Genomic DNA, 20,054 nt, shown 5'->3' with positions numbered 1-20,054 from the left:
CGAATGTCCGCCAAGCGTATCTACCATCTGGATGCCGTTCGCTGCTTCTGCATGCTGTTCGGCCTCATGGTGCACGGCTCCACCATCGGCAGCGGCTGGCTGTTCGACGGGATCAAGGACATTTCCGAGCATTTCCGCATGGCCGCCTTCTTCCTGGTGTCGGGCTATTTCAGCGCCATGGTCGCCTCCCGGCAACCGTTGGGGGATTTTCTGCGCAACCGCAGCCGCCTAGTCCTCGTGCCGCTGGCGGCCGGCCTGCTGCTGCTGAACCCGCTCACCAACTGGCTGATCCACTGGTTCCACGGAAACCCGATGACGGCCGGCGAATGGCTGGACGGCGGCTGGAGGCTGCCGGTCAATCCACCGGCGCAGTCCAACTGGCACCTGCATCTGTGGTTCCTCTTCTCGCTGTTCGCCTATGCCCTGCTCACGCCGGCGCTGCTGGCGGGCGGGCGCGGGCTGCTGAAGCTGCGCCCCGTCGCATGGCTTATGGAGGATCGCGCTGCCACGCCGTTCGCGCTGGCGCTCGCCACTGGCGCCGCCACCGTCCTCCTGCGCGCGCTCCACGACCAGATCCTGCACCTGCCGCAAGGCCATCCGATGCACTTCATCGCCATGGCGACTCTGGTGCATCTCCCCTTCTTCACGCTGGGCCTGCTGGCCTATATCCATCGCGGCCTCTACGAATCGCTGCACCGCCTGCCGCTCATCGCGCTGGCTTTCTTCGCCATCGCCTATTGGGCGCAGCTCACCTATGGCGCGCAACTGCCCTGGGTGCTGGAGCGGGCCAGCTATTTCATGGCCAGGGCCGGCTTCATGCTGATGATCGTCATCACCCTGCTCGCGCTCGCCCGCCGGCTGGTCACCAGCGGCAGCCCGGCCCTGAAAATGCTGACGGACAGCGTCTACAGCTTCTACATATTCCACTTTCTGGCGATCTATCTGATCGCCGTCATCGCCCAGCAGTTCACCACCAACCTCTATCTGATCTTCGCGATCATCCTCCTCGTGGGCTATCCAGCCCTTCTCGCCCTCCACACCCAGGTCATCGCCCGGTCGCGCTTCCTGCTGTGGCTTTGGAACGGAAAGCCGCTCGCCCCGGCCCGGGCGCCGGCCAGCTGACGGCCTTTCTGGAAATCTTCATTTTCAATCTGTAGGCAGGGGCGATCGAAGCGCGGCTTGCCGCGCGGCCCGCATGGCCGAGACACAGGGGGTGCATATGCAAGACGGCCCGATTTTCCCGAAGCAATGGTGCCTCCTGTCCGAGCCCGCCCGCAAGGAGCCGAGGGGCGCGAAGGTCGTGAACGGCCTTGTCGGCCTGCACCTCTACGCCCACCCCGACCTGCCGTGCATCCGCATCCGCACGACCGAAGGGCGTGAAATCGCCGCCATCCTCGGCTGGGTGATCTTCGATGGTGTCTATCATGTGAAAGACGCCGACCTGACCGTCCCCGAAAACCGGCTGGACGAGCTGCTGGACGAAGCCGGCGGCGCCTTCGTGGTGATCCGCGAGGCGGCGGAAGGCCGCTACTTCCAGTTGAACATCGCCGGGGCGCTGCCCGCGGTCTTTTCCGCCGCCCACGGGCTGATCGCGTCCACCACCACCATGGCCAGCCTGTTCGCGGACTTCGAGGACGACGCCGAGGTGCGCGAGATCTTCAACTTTCCGAAATCGCGCGGCTTCCTGCCCTTCGGCCTCACCGCCCGGCGCGGGCTGGAGCGGCTGCACCCCAACCACCGCCTCCACCTCTCCAGCTTCAGCGTCCAGCGTGTCTGGCCGCAACCGGCGTTCGCCGCGCTCGACCGCGACCAGCCGATCGAGACGCAGCCCCTCGTGGCCGACATCGCCGCCCGCGTCCGCCGCAACACCGAGGCCGTGCTGACGGCCGGCAAGGCGGTGATGAACCTGAGCGGCGGCAACGATTCCCGCATGGCGCTCGCCGCCTGCCGCAACATGCGCGACCGACTGGAAACCCAGACCTTCGTCACCCCGGGGGATAGGGAGGGTGCGATGGCCGCCCGCGTCGCACAGGTGGCCGGCGTGGCGCACCACAAGATTCCGCTGACGGAAAGCTCGGCGCAATCGATCGAGGCCTGGCTCCACCGCACCGGCTACACCATCTTCGAGAATGTCGCGAAGATGACGGATTGCGTGGTCGCAACCGACCGTGGGCTGCAGCCGATCGGCGGCACCTGCGCCGAACTCACCCGCGCGACGAGCTGGAACGGCGAGGACCTCGGCCACAAGAGCCTGCCGGTCGAACGCCTCCTCTACATGATCCGCATCCCGGACGTGCCGCGCGTCCATGAAGCGGCGGAGCGCTGGCTGGCCGGCCTGCCGCCTTGCGACCGGGTGTTCGCGCTGGATCTCGCCAAGATCGAGCAGATCCACAGCAACTGGGCGGCCTCGTCCATCTACGGCCACAAGCTCGACCGCCCCACCATCTATCCCTTCGTGGGCGTGAAGATCTACGAATCCATTCTCAGCCTCCCCAACGGCTATCGCCTGAACAACGGCTTCTTCCGCGACTATATCTCGTTGCTCTGGCCGGAACTGCTGCAGGCCCCGGTGAACAAGGTGACCGGGATGGACCGGCTGATCTACTGGAAGCAGGAACTGAAGGACATGATCCCCACGAACGTGCGGCGCATCATCCGCCCCTTCCGCTAGAGCATTCCCGTTCCGGAAGGCGCATTTGAACACGCCTTTCCCCGGCGCGGGCTATCCGCGCGGGAGGCGGGCGCGCAAAGATTGCCGAACGCGGCCGCGTAGGCTACCGGCTTCGCAACCGCTTCAGGAAGCATCGATGAAACTACTCGCCGGCAACAGCAACCCCAAGCTCGCCCAGGATGTCGCCAGCTATCTGGAGATTCCCCTCACGCAGGCCTCCGTCCGCCGCTTCGCCGACGAGGAGATTTTCGTCGAGATCCACGAGAATGTGCGCGGCGAGGACGTCTTCGTCCTGCAGTCCACCTCCGCGCCCGCCAACGACAATCTGATGGAGCTGCTGATCTGCATCGACGCGCTCCGGCGCGCCAGCGCCAAGCGGATCACCGCCGTCATCCCCTATTTCGGCTACGCCCGGCAGGACCGCAAGCCCGGCCCCCGCACCCCGATTTCGGCGAAGCTCGTCGCCAACCTCATCACCACCGCCGGCGCCTCGCGCGTGCTTTCGGTGGACCTCCACGCCGGCCAGATCCAGGGCTTCTTCGACCTGCCGGTGGACAATCTCTTCGCGGCGCCCGTCATGTCGGCCGACATCCAGGCCCGCCACCCGGGCCAGGCCGGCAAGCTGATGGTCGTCTCGCCGGACGTCGGCGGCGTGGTCCGTGCCCGGGCGCTCGCCCGCCGGCTGGACAACGCCCCGCTCGCCATCGTCGACAAGCGGCGCGAGCGCCCCGGCGAAAGCGAGGTGATGAACATCATCGGCGACGTCTCGGGCCGCTTCTGCATCCTGATCGACGACATCGTCGATTCCGCGGGCACGCTGTGCAACGCCGCGCAGGCGCTGGTGAACGCCGGCGCCGCCGGGGTCGTCGCCTATGTGACGCATGGCGTGCTTTCGGGCGGCGCCGTCGCCCGTGTCGAGGGCTCGGCGCTGACGGAACTCGTCATCACCGACTCGATCGGCTCCACCCAGCCGGTCACCGAGGCGAAGAAGATCCGCCACCTCACCATGGCGCCGCTGCTGGGCGAGGCGATCCGCCGCATTTCCGACGAAAGCTCCGTCTCCAGCCTGTTCGACTGAAGCGGCGCGCGGCGACGCCATGCCCTCGGGCGTCCTTCTCCTTCATGGCCATGGCCGCACCGGCCTTTCCATGGGCTTCCTCGGCTCCGAACTCGGCGCCGAGGGCCATGCGACGCTGGCGCCCAGCTACGGCATGCGCCGCGGCATGGCGGAGATCCTCGCCTTCCTTGCCCCTCGCGTCGCCGCCTTCGAACAGACGCTGGACGGGCCGCTCCACATCGTCACCCACTCGCTCGGCGGCCTCGTCGCCCGGGCGCTCATCGCCACCGAGCGGCCGAAGCGCCTCGGCCGCGTCGTCCAGCTCGCGCCGCCCAACCAGGGCTCGGAACTGGCGGACCTGCTGTTCGACCTGAAGCTGTCGGCGACCGTCCTCGGCCCGGTCGGCGGCGTGCTGCGCACCCGCCGCCTGCGCGCGGACGAGGCGCTGCTCGGCCCGGTCGACTATGAGCTGGGCGTGGTCGCCGGAGACGTGCCCGGCCTCGTCCCGGAGCGCGTCCTGCCGCGCCCCAACGACGGCAAGGTGTCAGTGGCCGCCACCCGCCTCGACGGCATGGCCGACCATATCGTCCTTCCCGTCGCCCACAGCCTGATGCCCTTCCACCCCTTGAGCGTCGCCGAGGCGATCGCCTTCCTGAACGACGGCCGCTTCGGGCGCGGCCCCAGACACGGTAGCGGGCACGGTAGCGGGCAGGAGGGCTGAGACCTTCGCCAGCACCCCGGGCAGGCGCTCTTCATAATCCGGCGGGAACACCCAGTAGGAAAGCCCGCCGGCCCCCGGCCCCGGCGCCAGCCCCCGCTTCTCGGCGCCCAGCCCGAACAGCAGTTCGATCAGCACGTCGCTCGCCGCCCAGGGGTCCATGTACCAGAAGGCGTGCGAGCGGGCGCTTACCCCATGGAGGTCGCCCGGCCGCACCCGCACGATTTCCAGCCCCAGCTCGCGGTTGGCCTGCTGCAGGAAGCGCAGGTCGCCGGGCGAAAGCTCGGAAAGGTCGGGCCGCCCCGCGCGCGAGGCGCGGTTCACCACCTGCGAAAGCCGCAGCGCCGAATCCTCCATGTTCAAAGACACGGTCACCCGCTCGGCCACTTTCGCGTAATCGCGCAGGTCGTCGGTGAAGCTGCGGAAGTCAGCGTCGGGCGCGGCGTGGTGCACCTGCCCCAGCCGCACGTCCACGCCCTCGTCCGTCGCGTAGCGGCCAAGCTGCGCCAGGCCGTCCGAGGCGACGGTGCCGCCGGCGGAATAGCTCAGCACGTCGATCTTGCGCACCCTGGTATGGGCCGACAGCAGCTGCACCAGCCGTGCCAGCTGCGGCGCGGCGCCGAAGGCGGTCTCGATGTCGCGCGGATAGACCAGGAAATTCTCCGCCGTCGGCCAGGCGAACAGCAGCACCACGGCGTTCTGCCCGGTGAAGTGCCGAAGCTGCGCCGCCTGCCCCGCCGCCCGCTCCACCGTGGAATTGGCGCCATGGACATAGATGATGATGTCCCTGTCGGGGCTCTGCTCCAGCGCCTGGTCCACCAGCCCCAGCCAGCCCCGAAGCTGCGAGTCGAGCGCGGGGGAGGGCGCCGGCACCGCCCCTTCGGGCAGGGTCGCCATTTCCGCCATCCGCTCCAGAACCAGTTGCGGCCGCCGGCCGCCGTCCGTCCCCTGCGACCATTCATAGACCCTGTCCCAGGGCGTTCCATCGTCGCCGATGCGGATGGTGCCCACCCCCAGCAGCAGGTCGCGCCCGGGCGCCACCGAATAGAGGCGGTTGTTGCGCGGCCCCACCGGCAGGCGGTTGGTGGCGTAGAAAAGCTCGATCCGGTTGTCCTGCCTGAGGCCGGGGTTGGCGGCGAACATCGCGGACCCGGATTTCTGGAAGGCCAGCGGCACCGGCATCAGGCGCATGGGCGGCTGGTGGAACGACATGAGAATGGTGATGATGAGCCCGATCAGGGCCGCGAATCCGATCCAGCGCCACATGCCCCAGACCTAGCCGGCTGGCGGGGAAAGAAAAGGCAATTCTGCCGCCCGAAAAATGGCGATTGTGCAGCTTGCCAACCCGTGCGGGTCGCCGACCAGACACCGGACATCTCCACCACCCGTCACCCCGGGCTTGACCCGGGGTCCAGCTTTTCTACCGGCGCAGCGCTTGAGGAAGACAGCGGAATCCCGGGTCAAGCCCGGGGTGACGGGAGTGTTTCACAGCCGCCGCTTCGCCCCATCACCCCTGCGCGAAGGTAGCCCTGCGCCGCCGTGCCGCCATCCCCAGCACGCCGAAGCCCAGCACCAGCATCGCCCAGCTCGCCGGCTCCGGCACCGCGGCAATCCGCAGCACCTGCCCCACGCCGGACGAGGCGCTGAACTGCGTCACGTAGAAGGCTCCGTCGGCGCCGATCTCCAGCCCGACCGGCGCGATCAGCCCGCCGAAGATCGTGGTCAGCGATCCGTCCGCCTCCAGCCGCACCAGCGAGCCGGGCGGCCCGCCCGGGATCCCCGAATCGGCGAACTGCAGCGCATAGAGGAAGCCGTCGGCGCCCCAGGCGATGTCGGTCAGGTTCGTGAAGCCGGTGGCATGGACGCTGCGCGTCCCGTCATCGGCGTCGATGCGGAAGATCTGCGCCTGCCCCGGCGTGAAGGGGAAGCCGGTCAGCTCCCCCACATAGAAGGCTCCGTCCGGGCCGACGGCGACTCCGGTCGGCACCGAGTCGCTCGGGAAGCCGCCGCCGATGTCGCGGCCGGGAAACACCGCTTCCAGCGAAACCACTCCTTCAGGCGTCACCGAAAGCAGGCTGTTGCCGCCCGCGTCCGTCACCAGCAGCCTGCCCGGTCCGGCGGTCAGCTTGAACGGGTTGCTGTCAATCGGCCCGCCGGCGGGATTGTTCAGTGCCTCGAAGGCGGCGATATCGGCCAGCTTCGTCACCACATTGCCGGAGAAGCTGTAAAGCCCGCCCAGATCCACCGCTTCCGGCGCCGAGCCCAGCGCCCCGGTGCGGGCGGCGGGGTCGGCGCCCAGCCCGATCAGGAAGTAGCCGGTGCCGTTCAGGAAGGCGATGTCCGCCGCGCCGGTCGACGAGCCGCTCGTTATCCCCGTCAGCGAGGGCAGCCCGGTGACGATCCGCGTCTGCACGCCATTCTCCACGCGGGTGATGGAGCCGGAGAGCCCGAATTCCGCCGGCTGCCCTTCCTGTATGATGCTCGGCCCGCCCGGATTGAAGGTGCCGCCTTCGGCGATGTAGAGCGCCCCGTCCGGCCCGAAGGCCAGCCCGCGCGGATTGTTCAGATTCTGGGCGAAGATAGTCGATTTATAGGTCGCCGCTCCGGCCGGCCCAGACAGCATAGCGGCGCCGATGGCCGCAATGGCCCAAATCCCTGTTCGCATCATGCCCCTCCTCGCAGAATCCACAGCCTTCGCCGATGCGACCCCGCCGGGCTTTCCCCGGGCATGGAAGACGCGCCCGGCGCAAAGCGCCGCGACTCGTCGTTAACCATGTGCATAGCAGCTTTCGGCCCCGAACTGTAGCCGTGCCGGCTTGCGCCGATGGATCGGTTTGAAGTCGCGGCGAACGGCTTCCCCAGATTTCCGTCGCCCCGGGCTCGGCCCGGGGTCCGGTTTTTCAAACCGCATCCACTGCCCGGATGCATAATCGCTCTGGCGCCGGAGAGGCGGCGGGTCTACAGCGGCAAAAGCGCCGATGAGGCCAGGGTGGAGGCTTAAATGTCTGTATTGCTTGCATTTCTATTGATATCTGCGACTCAGGCCGAAACCTCCGAAGCCGCCGGCCCTGCTGTCTCCGAAGTCCCGGCGCTGACCAGCGCGGAAGACGCGCGCGAGATCGCCGAGGACTCCGCGCGCGACCTGAAGGACAGCCGCTTCTACAACCGCCCGGGCGCCACCCGCGCCGACTATGACGCCGACTGGCAGGAATGCCGCCTGATCGCCCGCGGCTCGCGGACGATGGGCGGGCAGACCGTCGTCGTCCCCTACAACCCCGGAATCATCTCGCCCGCGGCGGCGGCCGGCGCCGGAATCATCGGCGCGATGATCGGCAACGCCATTGCCGAAGGCGAACTCCGGCGCGCGAACCGGCGCACCTGCCTCCTCGTCAAGGGCTGGAACCTCGTCGAAGTGGAAGACGCCGCCGTGCGCAGCCGGGTCGCCGCCATGACCGACGCCGAGCGGGAAGGGCATTTCGAAAGGCTGGTGGGGGCCGAGACCCTGCCGGAGGGCGTGAAGGTCACGCGCTGGGCCAACCGCCTGGCCGCTCCGGCGATCGCCGCCCCGCTCGAACCGCGCACCCCGCCCAAGGCCAGCGCCCCGCCCCCCAAGCCGGTGAAGCCGGTCGAGATCGCCCCCGGCCAGGGCGGTGTGATCCTGGGTTTCCGCCGCCCGGACTCGCTGTCGCAGGGCAAGTCGGCCGCCGTCCTCATCAGCCGCTACGATCCGGAAGCCGCCAATATCGTCACCCCGGCCAGGCGCGACAAGGCCGACACCACCACCTATTCGGCCCTGCTGAAATCGCGCGACAAGGCGCTGGAGCTCGAACATGTCGCCGCCGCGCTGACGCCCGGCACCTATGTCATCACCGGCGCGACCCCGGCGGCGCAAGGCGTCGTCAACGTGAACTTCTGCCTGGGCTCGGCGATGTTCACCGTCGAGCCGGGCAAGCTGACCTATATCGGAGACTTCATCCCCCACCCCTTCGTGAAGGTGGAGGGCGGGCTGCAGGTCCCGGCCATGACCTGGGAGAACCATCCGGCCGACGCCGAGGCGGGCGCGCCGAAGCTCCTGCGCGGAGGGGAGTTCCCCGTGGCGCCGGCAAGCTTCACCAACGGCGTCTCCTGGGGCTGCGCCGCTTCCACCATGGCGGCCTACGCCATTCCCGGCGCCCCGGCTCTGGAAGGCCCACGCCGCGCCGGTCCGGCCAGGGCGGTCCCGGCCAGCGGCCCCATAATCGTCACCGTCCCCACCAGCTGACCCCAGCCCTTTTCTTTTCGCGCCGCATTTCCCACTTCTGCCCGCTCCCCCTTCCCGGCCATTTCCCGCAAGCCCTTCCCACAAACCCTTTCCACAAACCCTTTCCACTGGCGCGGAACATAGGTAGAACACCGTCCATGCTGACCAAAATCTCCGTCCGCGGCGCGCGCGAGCATAATCTGAAGTCGGTCGACATAGACCTGCCGCGCGACAAGCTGATCGTCATCACCGGCCTGTCGGGCAGCGGCAAGTCCAGCCTCGCCTTCGACACCATCTACGCCGAGGGCCAGCGCCGCTATGTGGAAAGCCTCTCCGCCTACGCCCGCCAGTTCCTGGAGCTGATGCAGAAGCCGGACGTCGACCATATCGAGGGCCTGTCGCCGGCCATCAGCATCGAGCAGAAGACGACCAGCCGCAACCCGCGCTCGACCGTCGGCACCGTCACCGAGATCTACGATTACATGCGCCTCCTCTGGGCGCGCGTCGGCGTGCCCTATTCGCCCGCCACCGGCCTTCCGATCAGCGCGCAGACGGTCAGCCAGATGGTGGACCGGGTGCTGGCGCTTCCCGAAGGCACCCGGCTCATGCTGCTCGCCCCGGTGGTGCGCGGCCGCAAGGGCGAATACCGCAAGGAAATCGCCGAGTGGAAGAAGGCCGGCTTCCAGCGTCTGCGCGTGAACGGCCAGATCCACGAGATCGAGGAAGCGCCGGCGCTCGACAAGAAATACAAGCACGACATAGAAGTGGTGGTCGACCGCCTCGTCGTCCGGCCGGACATCGCCAGCCGCCTCGCCGAAAGCTTCGAAACCGCGCTGAAGCTCGCCGATGGCCTCGCCACGGTGGAACTGGTGGACGGCGGCGAGCCGATCACCTTCTCCGAGAAATTCGCCTGCCCCGTCTCCGGCTTCACCCTGCCCGAGATCGAGCCGCGCCTCTTCTCCTTCAACGCCCCGCAGGGCGCCTGCCCCACCTGCAACGGCCTGGGCGAAAAGCTCTTCTTCTCCCCGGAGCTGATCGTCCCCAACGAGACCGTCTCGCTGAAGGAAGGCGCGGTCGTCCCCTGGGCGAAGTCCAGCCCGCCCAGCCCCTATTATATGCAGGTGCTCTCCTCGGTGGTCGCCGCGCTCGGCGGCACGCTGGAACAGCCCTGGGCGAAGCTCCCCGAAGCCACGCGCGAGGCCATCCTCCACGGCACGAAAGGCAAGCCGATCGCCCTTGTCTTCGAGGACGGCCGCAAGCGCTACGAGGTGAACAAGCCCTTCGAAGGCGTCATCGCCAACCTCGACAAGCGCTTCCGCGACACCGAATCCGCCTGGATGCGCGAGGAGCTCGGCCGCTACCAGGCCAGCGCGCCGTGCGAGGCCTGCGGCGGCGCCCGCCTCCGCCCGGAGGCGCTCAGCGTGAAGATCGCCGGCGAAAGCATCAGCGAATCCACCCGCCGCTCGGTGGCGGAGGCCGCCGACTGGTTCCTCGCCCTCACCGGCAGCCTCACCGGCAAGCAGCAGGAAATCGCCGCCCGCATCCTGAAGGAGATCAACGAGCGTCTCGGCTTCCTGGTGAACGTCGGCCTCGGCTATCTCAGCCTCGACCGCACCTCTGGAACGCTCTCCGGCGGCGAAAGCCAGCGGATACGCCTCGCCTCGCAGATAGGCTCCGGCCTTTCCGGCGTGCTCTATGTGCTGGACGAACCCAGCATCGGTCTGCACCAGCGCGACAACGACCGGCTGCTGGAAACGCTGAAGCGCCTGCGCGACCTCGGCAACACCGTCCTCGTCGTCGAGCACGACGAGGACGCGATCCGCACCGCCGACCATGTGGTCGACATGGGTCCGGGCGCCGGCAAGCAGGGCGGCATGGTCATCGCCGAAGGCACGCTCGACGACATATTGAACAACCCGAACAGCCTCACGGGCGACTATCTCTCCGGCCGCCGCACCGTCCCGCTTCCGGACAGGCGCCGCAAGGGCAACGGCAAGGCGCTGAAGCTGACGGGCGCCCGCGCCAACAATCTGCAGGGCGTCAGCGCCAGCATCCCGCTCGGCACCTTCACCTGCGTCACCGGCGTCTCGGGCAGCGGCAAGTCGAGCCTCGTCATAGACACGCTCTACCCGGCCGCCGCCCGCGCCTTGAACGGCGCCCGCATCCACGCCGGCCCGCACGACAGCCTTACCGGGCTGGAGCATCTGGACAAGGTGATCGACATAGACCAGTCGCCGATCGGCCGCACGCCGCGCTCCAACCCCGCCACCTACACGCAAGCCTTCACCCACATCCGCGACTGGTATGCCGGCCTGCCGGAATCGCTGGCGCGCGGCTACAAGCCCGGCCGCTTCAGCTTCAACGTGAAGGGCGGCCGCTGCGAGGCCTGCCAGGGCGACGGCGTGCTGAAGATCGAAATGCACTTCCTGCCGGACGTCTATGTCCAGTGCGACGTCTGCCACGGCAAGCGCTACAACCGCGAGACGCTGGAAGTGCTGCACAAGGGGCACTCGATCGCCGATGTGCTGGACATGACGGTGACGGACGCGGTGAAGCTGTTCGAGGCCGTCCCCCCCATCCGCGACCGGCTGCGCATGCTGGAGGAGGTCGGCCTCGGCTATGTCCATGTCGGCCAGCAGGCGACGACCTTGTCGGGCGGCGAGGCGCAGCGGGTGAAGCTGGCGAAGGAACTCAGCCGCCGCGCCACCGGCCAGACCCTCTACATCCTGGACGAGCCCACCACCGGCCTCCACTTCGAGGATGTCCGCAAGCTGCTGGAAGTGCTTCACGCGCTGGTCGAGCAGGGCAACACCGTGGTGGTGATCGAGCACAATCTCGAAGTCATCAAGACCGCCGACTGGGTGCTCGACATGGGCCCGGAAGGTGGTTCCGGCGGCGGCACGCTGGTGATGGCCGGCACCCCGGAGCAGCTGGCCGCCTCCGGCAAGGGCTTCACCGGCGGCTATCTGAAACCGCTGCTGCGGGCGGCTGCGGGCTGACGGAAGCCGGAACTCGGGCCCTGTTCGAAGCTGGCACAAGGTTTCGAAATCGGAAGCGGCGGGCCAGCGGCCGAAGAACAGTCCTGTCTCAGATCGTCAATCGCCGGGATCCGGGCTTCGCCCTCCACCAATGCCCCGGCTTCGACGGCCTGCTACAAGGTCTTCGACGGCGCCCGCTAACGCTCAACGCCGCTTCCGGCTCCCCGGCAATCCGGCGCCGTCCCTGAACTAGCCTAAACTGACAGTGGCCGCGCCGCCACCATGCCCCTACCAGCCTGCGGCGAAAGCAAGGAGGACAATATGGACACCGGAAGCCTGTTCAGCCTCGAAGGCCGCGTCGCCCTCGTCACCGGCGGCTCGCGCGGCATCGGCCGGATGATCGCCTCCGGCTTCGTCGCCCAGGGCGCGAAGGTCTATATCACCGCCCGCAAGATCCAGGCCTGCCTCGACACGGCGGCGGAACTCGGCCCCAACTGCATCCCGCTCCCGGGCGACATCTCCACCGTCGAAGGCTGCCAGGCGCTGGCCGACGCGCTGACGAAAGCGGAGCCGAAGCTCGACATCCTCGTCAACAACGCCGGCGCCGCCTGGGGGGCGCCTTTCGCCGAATTCCCCGAAAGCGGCTGGGACAAGGTGATGGACCTCAACGTCAAGTCGCCCTTCTTCCTCACCCAGAAGCTGCACGGCGCGCTGAAGGCGGCGGCCAGCGCCGGCCGCCCGGCCAAGGTCATCAACATCGGCTCGATCGACGGGCTCCGCCCCAACCCGTGGGAAACCTACAGCTACCATGCCTCGAAGGCCGCCATCCACCATCTGACGCGCCGCCTCGCCGCGCATCTGGCGCCCCAGCACATCCATGTCTCGGCGATCGCCCCGGGCGCCTTCGCTTCCGAGATGAACCGCGCCGCGCGCGACCATGGCGACATGGTGGCGAAGGCGGTTCCAGCCGGCCGCATCGGCCAGCCGGAGGACATGGCCGGCGCCGCCATCTTCCTCGCCAGCCGCGCCGGCGATTATGTGGTGGGGGAAGTGCTGACGGTCGACGGCGGAGTCGCCCACGCCTCCCTCGGCCACGCCATGGACAGCGAATAGCAAAGGAAAGGCCCCGCGGCCCCGGGTCGAGAAGCCATATTCCCCATTCCCCTCCGTCACCCCGGGCTTGACCCGGGGTCCAGCTTTCCCGCCGGCGCTGGCAAGAAGCGAGAACCCGGGTCAAGCCCGGGATGACGGAAAATACCTCAACTGCTTCTACCAATCCGCAAGCTGTCAGCCGCGCTTGCGCCGCGCCTCCACCGCCTTCGCCACGAACCAGCAGTCCGGCACCACTTTCAGCCCGCGCGCCTCGGCGTCGTCGAGCGCGGCGTTCACCAGCCTGCCGCCCACGCCCCGGCCGCCGATCTCCGGCGGCACGAGGGTGTGCGGGAAGATGATGCTGTCCCCCTCCAGCCGGTAGTCGGCATAGGCGGTCACCCCGTCCACCACCAGCTCATAGCGGCCGGAGCGGCCGTCCGCCGCCTGCCTGTTCGTCACTCCGTTCGCCAGCATCGCGCAACCTTTCGCCCATTCATGGGGGCAACAGCAAAGCAGAAGAAAGGTTGCAGGGCAAAGGAACGGCCCGGCGTGTGAGGGGACACGCCGGGCCGCCTTTTACTTCGCCTGGGGAGAGAGGGGTGACCCCGGCGAAATCCATCCCTGTTCCAAGGGGCCCGTTCGAAGGGGCCCATTCGAAAGGGGATCGGCTTCCCCCGGTGACATCGGGACTGATCGGTCACCGGGGGAAAAGGCGCGCCGGGAGAGAGAGGGGGATACCCCGGCGCGCCTCTGTTCGTTGCAATCGCTCAGCGCGCCGCCAGCATCGTTTCGCTGCGCAGTGCCGCCACATCCTCGCGGGCTTTCGCGGTCGCCTGCGCCACGCAGGCCCGATAGTCCGCCTGTTCGCGCAGGTTCCGCCAGTCCACTCCGCCACGGCCGCAGACCCGCTCGGCGGCATATCGCACCCGGGTTTCCAGTTGCGCCCGGCCGGCCGGCGTCGCCAGCTCGGAACTGTGGAAGGTCAGCGTCTCGGTGGCCGCTTCGGCGGGTCCGGCCGCCAGGCCCAGCATGGCGCCGCTCGCCACGAGGGCCAGGGCAAAGCTCGTCAGGTTCATCGGGGTCGGAAGGGTCGTCATGGCATCAGCTCCTGTTGAAATGCAGATGCCAAGAGCAATGCATGTGCCGTGCCAACCTTGGCATCGGTGTATAAAATCAAGCGTTTTCAAATATTTGATACTGAAGCATCGGCAAAGCGACCTGTCCGCAGGATGAACGCTTCACAAAACATATGTTCATAATCCCAACATTTGGGAATTTTCACACAGTCGCTTTTTCGCCCCCATGCCAAGCATGCCAAATTCGCCCGGCTTGACGGGGATCAAGGAACCCGCCGGCCTGCAAGCCATTGTTCCCACGAAGGAGCGAGCGCATGAGCCACATCCCCCAACTGCTGCACGACATCTATCCGCAGGACGCAGAGCTGCTGCGCCGGCTGAAGGTGGAGGATCCGGCTTTCCAGCAACTGGCCGCGCGGCTGGACGAGCTGGATTCCGCCATCCACGCCATAGACGCCGGCACCGACCCGGCCTCCGACGAGCGCAACGAGTCCGTCTCGCGGGAAAGGCTGCACCTGCTCGACCGGATCGCCGCCATCGTCTCCGCCGCCCGCGCAACCGATTGAGGAAGGGAAGCCATGCAGGATCTGAACTCCATCAAGGCCAGCCTCGAAGCCCGGCTGAAGGAACTGGGCGCCGAAGTCGAGAAGCTGGAAAGCGAAGCGACCCAGCCCCTCGATTCCGACTGGGAGGAGCAGGCCAACCAGCTGGAAGATGTCAGCACAGCCGAGGGGCTGGAAGCCGTGCGCGTGGAAGAGGGCCGGGAAATCCGCGCCGCGCTTCAGCGAATCCGCGACGGCGAATATGGCGTCTGCGCCAATTGCGGGGAGGCTATCGCCCCCGCCCGCTTGCAAGCGCTGCCCACGGCCACGCTCTGCATCAACTGCGCGCCCTGACGATCCAGGCTGGGGGCTTCCATTCCCCTTCGTCACCCCGGGCTTGACCCGGGGTCCAGCTTTCCGCCCGGCGCGCCCAAGAAGCGGGATCCCGGGTCAAGCCCGGGATGACGGAGAAAGCATCCATCACTTCCATGGGTTCTCGACCTAGCCCGCGAACACCTGCGCCAGCACCCGGTCGTAGATCCGCGCCAGCGCCTCTATGTCCGCCACCGAGGCTTCCTCGTCCACCTTGTGCATGGACTGCCCCGGAAGCCCGAACTCGACGACGGGGCACATCCGCCGGATGAAGCGCGCGTCCGAAGTCCCGCCGGAGGTGGAAAGCTCCGGCCGCAGCCCCGTCTCGGCCTCCACCGCATCCGCCACCAGGGTCGAGAACACACCCGGCTGCGTCAGGAAGGCTTCGCCGGAAATGCGGATCGTCACTTCGGCCGAAGGCGCATGCGCCGCGACCGTCTCGCGGATCCAGCCCGCCAGTTCCTCGCCCCTGTGCAAATCGTTGAAGCGGATGTTCAGCCGCGCCCTGGCCTCCGCCGGGATCACGTTGGTGGCCGGATTCCCCACGGCAAGGTCGGTGATCTCCAGGTTGGAGGGGCCGAACCACTGCGTCCCCTCGTCCAGCCGCCGCGCCTGCAGCGCGTTCAGGATCGGCACCAGCCGGCGGAGCGGATTGTCGGCGCGGTCGGGATAGGCGACATGCCCCTGCGCGCCGATCACCCGGATCCAGGCGTTCAGGCTGCCCCGCCGCCCGATCTTCATCATGTCGCCCAGCCGCAGGGCGGAACTCGGCTCGCCGACCAGGCAGACATGCGGCCGGTGCCCGTTCGCCTCCATCCAGTCGAGCAGCGCATCGGTGCCATAGGTCGCCGGCCCTTCCTCATCGCCGGTGACGATGAAGCTGAGCGTGCCCGGCGCCCCGCGCGCCACATGCGCCGCCGCCGCCGACAGCATGGCCGCCAGCGCCCCCTTCATATCGGCGGCGCCCCGCCCCACCAGCCGCCCGCCGCGAATCTCCCCGGCATAGGGGTCGACAGACCAGCCCCCCCCTTCCGGCACCACATCGGTGTGCCCGGCAAAGGCGAAATGCGGCCCGCCCGATCCATAGGTCGCGAACAGATTGTCGATCGGCCCGTCCGGCGCCTCGCCGAAGGTCAGCCGATGGCATTCGAATCCCAGCCGCGAAAGCGCATCCGCCACCACCCCCAAAGCGCCGGCATCGGCAGGCGTGACGGACGGGCAGCGGACAAGGGCCTGGGCCAGAGCGATCGGATCCATGCCGCCCCTGCTGGCAGCTTGCCGCGCCCTTATCAATATTCGGCTATGGATCGGCTACGACTGGCAGCGAACAATTTCACCACCAACTCTCGCCACCCCGGTTCACCAGTCCCCGTCACCCCGGGCTTGACCCGGGGTCCAGCTTTTTCACGGGCGAAACGCTGGAGGAAGAAAGCCAACCCTCAGCGAGCATTCGCTCGGCCTCAATATTCGTAAGCCGGCTTCACCACCGTCTCGGCCTTCGCGGCCTCCACCCACTCCGCCACCAGCGGATGCGCCATCGCCCGCTGCCGATAGGCGTCCGCCGCCGGGCTCAGCTTCACGTCATAGGTCGTCAGCCGGCTGGCGACGGGCGCGAACAGGATGTCCACCGCCCCCCATTCGCCCCCCGCCAGCCACGGCCCGCCAAAGGCCTCCAAACCGGTTTCCCAAAGCGCCTGCACCCGCGCCACGTCCGCCTCGGCCTCCGGCGCCAGCGTCCAGCCGGGATAATGCCGCAGGCAGTTCATCGGGCAGGCCTGCCGCAACCCCGGAAACCCGGCCTGCATCTCCACCGCGGCCGAAAGCGCGAACGCCCGCGCCGGCCCGTCCGCCGGCCAGAAGCGCGTGCCGCCGCTCCTGCGGTCCAGCCACTCGACGATCGCCACAGCATTCCAGATCAGGCTGGCGCCATCCTCCAGCACCGGCACCTTGCCGGCGGCCGCGCCATAAACCCCCTCGGTCCGCACCCGCGCCCAGTCGTCGGCGTAGATGTCCACATAAACCTCCTCGAACGGCAGGCCCGACTGTCTGGCGGCCAGCCAGCCCCGAAGCGACCAGGAGGAGTAGCGGCGGTTGGTCAGATGCAGTTTCATGGGATGCTTTCTACGCGCTGCCTATCCATGGGCAAAGAACAACTTGCTTTCCCCGACGCGCCGCAGCAGCAACTAGCGCCACACCATGACCGCCTCAGCCGTTCGCCCCGCACCGATTCACGCGCCCGATCCGCAGCGCCTCAGCCACCTCGCGCGGCTGGAATCGGAATCCATCCACATCTTCCGCGAAACCGTGGCGGAGGCGCGCAAGCCGGTCTTCCTCTATTCGATCGGCAAGGACTCGAGCGTGATGCTGCATCTCGCGCTCAAGGCCTTCTATCCGGCCCCTCCGCCCTTCCCCTTCCTGCACGTCGCCTCCGGCTGGGACTTCGGCGACATGATCCGCCACCGCGACAGGATGGTCGCCGCCCACAACCTCGACCTCATCGTCGCCCACAACGCGGAAGCGCCCGCCGCCGGCGTCGACCCCTTCCGCACCCCCACCCCCGAATACACCAGGCTGATGCTGACCGAGCCGCTGAAGCAGGCGCTCACCCACCACGGCTTCGACGCGGCCTTCGGCGGCGGCCGCCGCGACGAGGAGAAGGCCCGCGCCAAGGAGCGCATCTTCTCCTTCCGCAACGCCGCCCACGCCTGGGATCCGAAAGCCCAGCGCCCGGAGCTCTGGTCGCTCTACAACGGCCGGCTGAACCCGGGCGAAAGCGTCCGCGTCTTCCCGCTCTCCAACTGGACCGAGCTCGACATCTGGGATTATATCCGCCTCGAAAACGTCCCCCTCGTCCCCCTCTATCTCGCGCGCAAGCGGCGGACGGTCGTGCGCGACGGCCAGATACTGGTGGTGGACGACGAGCGGATGCAATGGCTGAACGGCGAAACCGCCGAGGAGCGCCTAGTCCGCTTCCGCACGCTCGGCTGCTGGCCACTGTCGGGCGCCGTCGAAAGCCGCGCCGACACGCTGGATTCCATGATCGCCGAAATGCTCTCCAGCCGCACCACCGAACGCGCCGGCCGCATGGTGGACCACGACCAGTCCGCCTCCATGGAGCGCAAGAAGGCGGAAGGCTATTTCTGAGATGACCGCCATCCGCCTCCACCCCGAGCACGCCGAAGACGTGTCGGACTTCCTGGACCGTCAGGCCAGGCTGCCGACGCTGCGCTTCATCACCTGCGGCAGCGTCGACGACGGCAAGTCCACCCTCATCGGCCGGCTGCTGCACGATTCGAAGGCGCTGGTCGAAGGCCAGATCGAAACGCTGGCGGCCGACAGCGCCCGCCACGGCACGCGCGGGAAAGACATGGACTTCGCCCTGCTGGTCGACGGCCTCGCCGCCGAGCGCGAGCAGGGCATCACCATAGACGTCGCCTACCGCTTCTTCGCCAGCCCCAACCGCCGCTACATCGTCGCCGACTGTCCCGGCCACGAGCAATATACCCGCAACATGGCGACCGGCGCCTCCACGGCGGACCTCGCCGTGCTGCTGGTGGACGCCTCGCGCGGCCTGCTGCAGCAGACCCGCCGCCACGCCTTCATCGTCTCGCAGCTCGGAATCCGCCAGCTCGTCCTCGCCGTCAACAAGATGGACCTCGCCGGCCACAGCGAAGCGCGTTTCCGCGCCATCGAAGCCGATTTCCGCAAGTTCGCCGCCACCCTCGGCTTCGCCGACATCACCGCCATCCCGATCATCGCGCCGGAAGGCGCCAACATCGCCACCCGCGCGCCCACCCTCCCCTGGTACAAGGGCCCCACGCTGGTCGAGGCGCTGGAAACCGCCGAAACCAATACCATCGCCAATCCGGACGGCCCCGCCCGCCTCCCGGTGCAATGGGTCAACCGCCCGGATTCCAGCTTCCGCGGCTTCGCCGGCCAGATCGCCAGCGGCACCTTCCACGTCGGCCAGAAGATCCGCGTGCTGCCCGCCGGCCGCGACACCCGCATCGCCCGAATCCTCGGCCCCTCCGGCGATCTCTCCGAAGCCATCGCCGGCACCAGCGTCACCTTCACGCTTGCCGACGAGGTGGACGTCAGCCGCGGCGACGTCCTCGCCGGCGCGGACCGCCCGGCCGATGTCGCCGACCAGTTCGAAGCCACCCTCATCTGGATGGAGGAGGCCCCCCTCTACCCCGGCCGCCCCTACTGGCTGAAGCTCGGCACCCGCACCGTCGGCGCCACCGTCACCGCCATCAAACAGCGGATCGACATGGCGACGCTGGAGCCCCAGCCGGCGAAAGCCCTCAACCTCAACGACATAGCCGTGGTCACCCTCGCGCTGGACCGCCCCATCGCCTTCGACCCCTACAGCCTCTCACGCCTCACCGGCGGCTTCATCCTGATAGACCGTCTCTCCAACGCCACCGCCGGCGCCGGCACGGTGCGCTATCCGCTCACCCGCGCGTCGACCATCCGCTGGCAGGCGCTCGACGTCTCCAAGGCCACCCGCGCGGCCCTGAACGGCCAGCGCCCCATGCTCCTCTGGTTCACCGGCCTCTCGGGCGCCGGCAAGTCCACCATCGCCAACCTGGTGGAGAAGAAGCTCCACGCCATGGGCAAGCGCACCTATCTGCTGGACGGAGACAATGTCCGCCACGGCCTCAACCGCGACCTCGGCTTCACCGAGGCCGACCGCGTCGAAAACATCCGCCGCATAGCCGAAGTCGGAAAGCTGATGGTCGACGCCGGCCTCATAGTCCTCACCGCCTTCATCAGCCCCTTCCGCGCCGAACGCCAACTGGCGAGAGACCTGCAAGGCAAAGGCGAATTCGTCGAAATCTTCATCGACACCCCGCTCGCCGAAGCCGAACGCCGCGACGTCAAGGGCCTCTACGCCCGCGCCCGCGCCGGCGAAATCCGGAACTTCACCGGCATAGACAGCCCCTACGAACCGCCGGAAAACCCGGACCTCCACATAGACACGACGCAAACCACCCCGGAACAAGCCGCCGAGCAAATCGTGGCCCATATCCTCCACGACGAAATCTACGAAGCCTGGCCCTGAAAACGCCCCTCTTCCTGAAGGGGAGGGGCTGGGTAAGCCGCTAGCGTCCACAGTCCAGCTTGGGGGGCCTCCGGCGGCCAGGGCTTTGCCCTGGACCCAGCAGGGGAATGTTTCCCCTGCACCCCCTATTCTCGACGCAGCGCCAGACCGGCCGAGCCGTTCAGGCAACCAACCTCCCACCCCGTCCCCCCGGGCTTGACCCGGGGTCCAGCTTCTGGGCGGGCACGGCGGTGGAGGCGGAAA

At 68.0% G+C, this 20,054-nt stretch carries 16 protein-coding genes; 10 read left to right on the top strand and 6 right to left on the bottom strand.

All coding sequences use genetic code 11. From position 1 onward, the window contains the following. The first annotated feature begins 3 nt into the window (after positions 1-3). From L6Q21_RS12260 to L6Q21_RS12250, 3 genes are all read left to right on the top strand, one after another. Positions 4-1,122, top strand: a complete 1,119-nt coding sequence (locus L6Q21_RS12260) for an acyltransferase family protein (RefSeq protein WP_237831055.1) — start codon at positions 4-6, stop codon at positions 1,120-1,122. A 97-nt stretch (positions 1,123-1,219) separates the two neighbouring features. Then, entirely contained in the window at positions 1,220-2,671 is a 1,452-nt protein-coding gene (locus L6Q21_RS12255) for an asparagine synthetase B family protein (protein WP_237831054.1), read from the top strand. Positions 2,672-2,807: 136 nt separating this feature from the next. Beyond that, a complete protein-coding gene (locus tag L6Q21_RS12250) occupies positions 2,808-3,749 on the top strand; it encodes a ribose-phosphate pyrophosphokinase (protein WP_237831053.1) in 942 nt (313 codons plus the stop codon). A 523-nt stretch (positions 3,750-4,272) separates the two neighbouring features. On the opposite strand, the gene L6Q21_RS12245 is transcribed toward L6Q21_RS12250, so the two are convergent. After that, complete coding sequence (locus L6Q21_RS12245) at positions 4,273-5,712, bottom strand: alpha/beta hydrolase (RefSeq protein WP_237831052.1); 1,440 nt, start codon at positions 5,710-5,712, stop codon at positions 4,273-4,275. Between the two features lie 241 nt (positions 5,713-5,953). Then, positions 5,954-7,069, bottom strand: a complete 1,116-nt coding sequence (locus L6Q21_RS12240; RefSeq protein WP_237831051.1) for a ScyD/ScyE family protein — start codon at positions 7,067-7,069, stop codon at positions 5,954-5,956. A 402-nt stretch (positions 7,070-7,471) separates the two neighbouring features. On the opposite strand from L6Q21_RS12240, the gene L6Q21_RS12235 reads away from it, so the two are divergent. The 3 genes from L6Q21_RS12235 (at position 7,472) to L6Q21_RS12225 (ending at position 12,777) form a co-directional block, all read left to right on the top strand. Further along, entirely contained in the window at positions 7,472-8,707 is a 1,236-nt protein-coding gene (locus L6Q21_RS12235) for a hypothetical protein (protein ID WP_237831050.1), read from the top strand. Between the two features lie 137 nt (positions 8,708-8,844). Then, positions 8,845-11,685 carry an excinuclease ABC subunit UvrA gene (gene uvrA / locus L6Q21_RS12230; protein ID WP_237831049.1) on the top strand — a complete coding sequence of 947 codons (2,841 nt, stop codon included), beginning with the start codon at positions 8,845-8,847 and terminating at the stop codon, positions 11,683-11,685. A 300-nt stretch (positions 11,686-11,985) separates the two neighbouring features. Then, a complete protein-coding gene (locus L6Q21_RS12225) occupies positions 11,986-12,777 on the top strand; it encodes an SDR family oxidoreductase (protein WP_237831048.1) in 792 nt (263 codons plus the stop codon). Between the two features lie 174 nt (positions 12,778-12,951). On the opposite strand, the gene L6Q21_RS12220 is transcribed toward L6Q21_RS12225, so the two are convergent. Together L6Q21_RS12220 and L6Q21_RS12215 are read right to left on the bottom strand one after the other, a co-directional pair. Continuing rightward, positions 12,952-13,230 (bottom strand): GNAT family N-acetyltransferase, encoded by a 279-nt coding sequence (locus L6Q21_RS12220; RefSeq protein WP_237831047.1) that lies wholly within the window; start codon positions 13,228-13,230, stop codon positions 12,952-12,954. 293 nt (positions 13,231-13,523) lie between these two features. Then, entirely contained in the window at positions 13,524-13,853 is a 330-nt protein-coding gene (locus L6Q21_RS12215; RefSeq protein WP_237831046.1) for a UrcA family protein, read from the bottom strand. Between the two features lie 293 nt (positions 13,854-14,146). Here L6Q21_RS12215 and L6Q21_RS12210 point away from each other — a divergent pair, with 293 nt between their 5' ends. Both L6Q21_RS12210 and L6Q21_RS12205 read left to right on the top strand, forming a co-directional pair. Continuing rightward, positions 14,147-14,398 (top strand): YdcH family protein, encoded by a 252-nt coding sequence (locus tag L6Q21_RS12210; RefSeq protein ID WP_237831045.1) that lies wholly within the window; start codon positions 14,147-14,149, stop codon positions 14,396-14,398. Between the two features lie 12 nt (positions 14,399-14,410). Next, the gene (locus L6Q21_RS12205; protein WP_237831044.1) at positions 14,411-14,728 is read left to right on the top strand and encodes a TraR/DksA family transcriptional regulator; all 318 of its coding nucleotides are present in this window, start codon (positions 14,411-14,413) and stop codon (positions 14,726-14,728) included. 147 nt (positions 14,729-14,875) lie between these two features. Here the strand turns inward: L6Q21_RS12205 and dapE are convergent, their stop codons facing one another. Next, the gene (gene dapE, locus L6Q21_RS12200; protein ID WP_237831043.1) at positions 14,876-16,003 is read right to left on the bottom strand and encodes a succinyl-diaminopimelate desuccinylase; all 1,128 of its coding nucleotides are present in this window, start codon (positions 16,001-16,003) and stop codon (positions 14,876-14,878) included. Between the two features lie 203 nt (positions 16,004-16,206). Next, a complete protein-coding gene (locus L6Q21_RS12195; RefSeq protein WP_237831042.1) occupies positions 16,207-16,857 on the bottom strand; it encodes a glutathione S-transferase in 651 nt (216 codons plus the stop codon). Positions 16,858-16,942: 85 nt separating this feature from the next. Here L6Q21_RS12195 and cysD point away from each other — a divergent pair, with 85 nt between their 5' ends. After that, positions 16,943-17,890 (top strand): sulfate adenylyltransferase subunit CysD, encoded by a 948-nt coding sequence (gene cysD / locus L6Q21_RS12190; protein ID WP_237831041.1) that lies wholly within the window; start codon positions 16,943-16,945, stop codon positions 17,888-17,890. 1 nt (position 17,891) lies between these two features. Further along, on the top strand, positions 17,892-19,811 hold the full coding sequence (gene cysN, locus L6Q21_RS12185; RefSeq protein WP_237831040.1) for a sulfate adenylyltransferase subunit CysN: 1,920 nt from the start codon (positions 17,892-17,894) through the stop codon (positions 19,809-19,811). Positions 19,812-20,054 lie beyond the last annotated feature (243 nt).

The sequence above is a fragment of the Sandaracinobacteroides sayramensis genome (genome assembly GCF_022014495.1).
GTDB lineage: Bacteria > Pseudomonadota > Alphaproteobacteria > Sphingomonadales > Sphingomonadaceae > Sandaracinobacteroides > Sandaracinobacteroides sayramense.
This window is presented reverse-complemented; position numbering and strand designations above follow the sequence as displayed.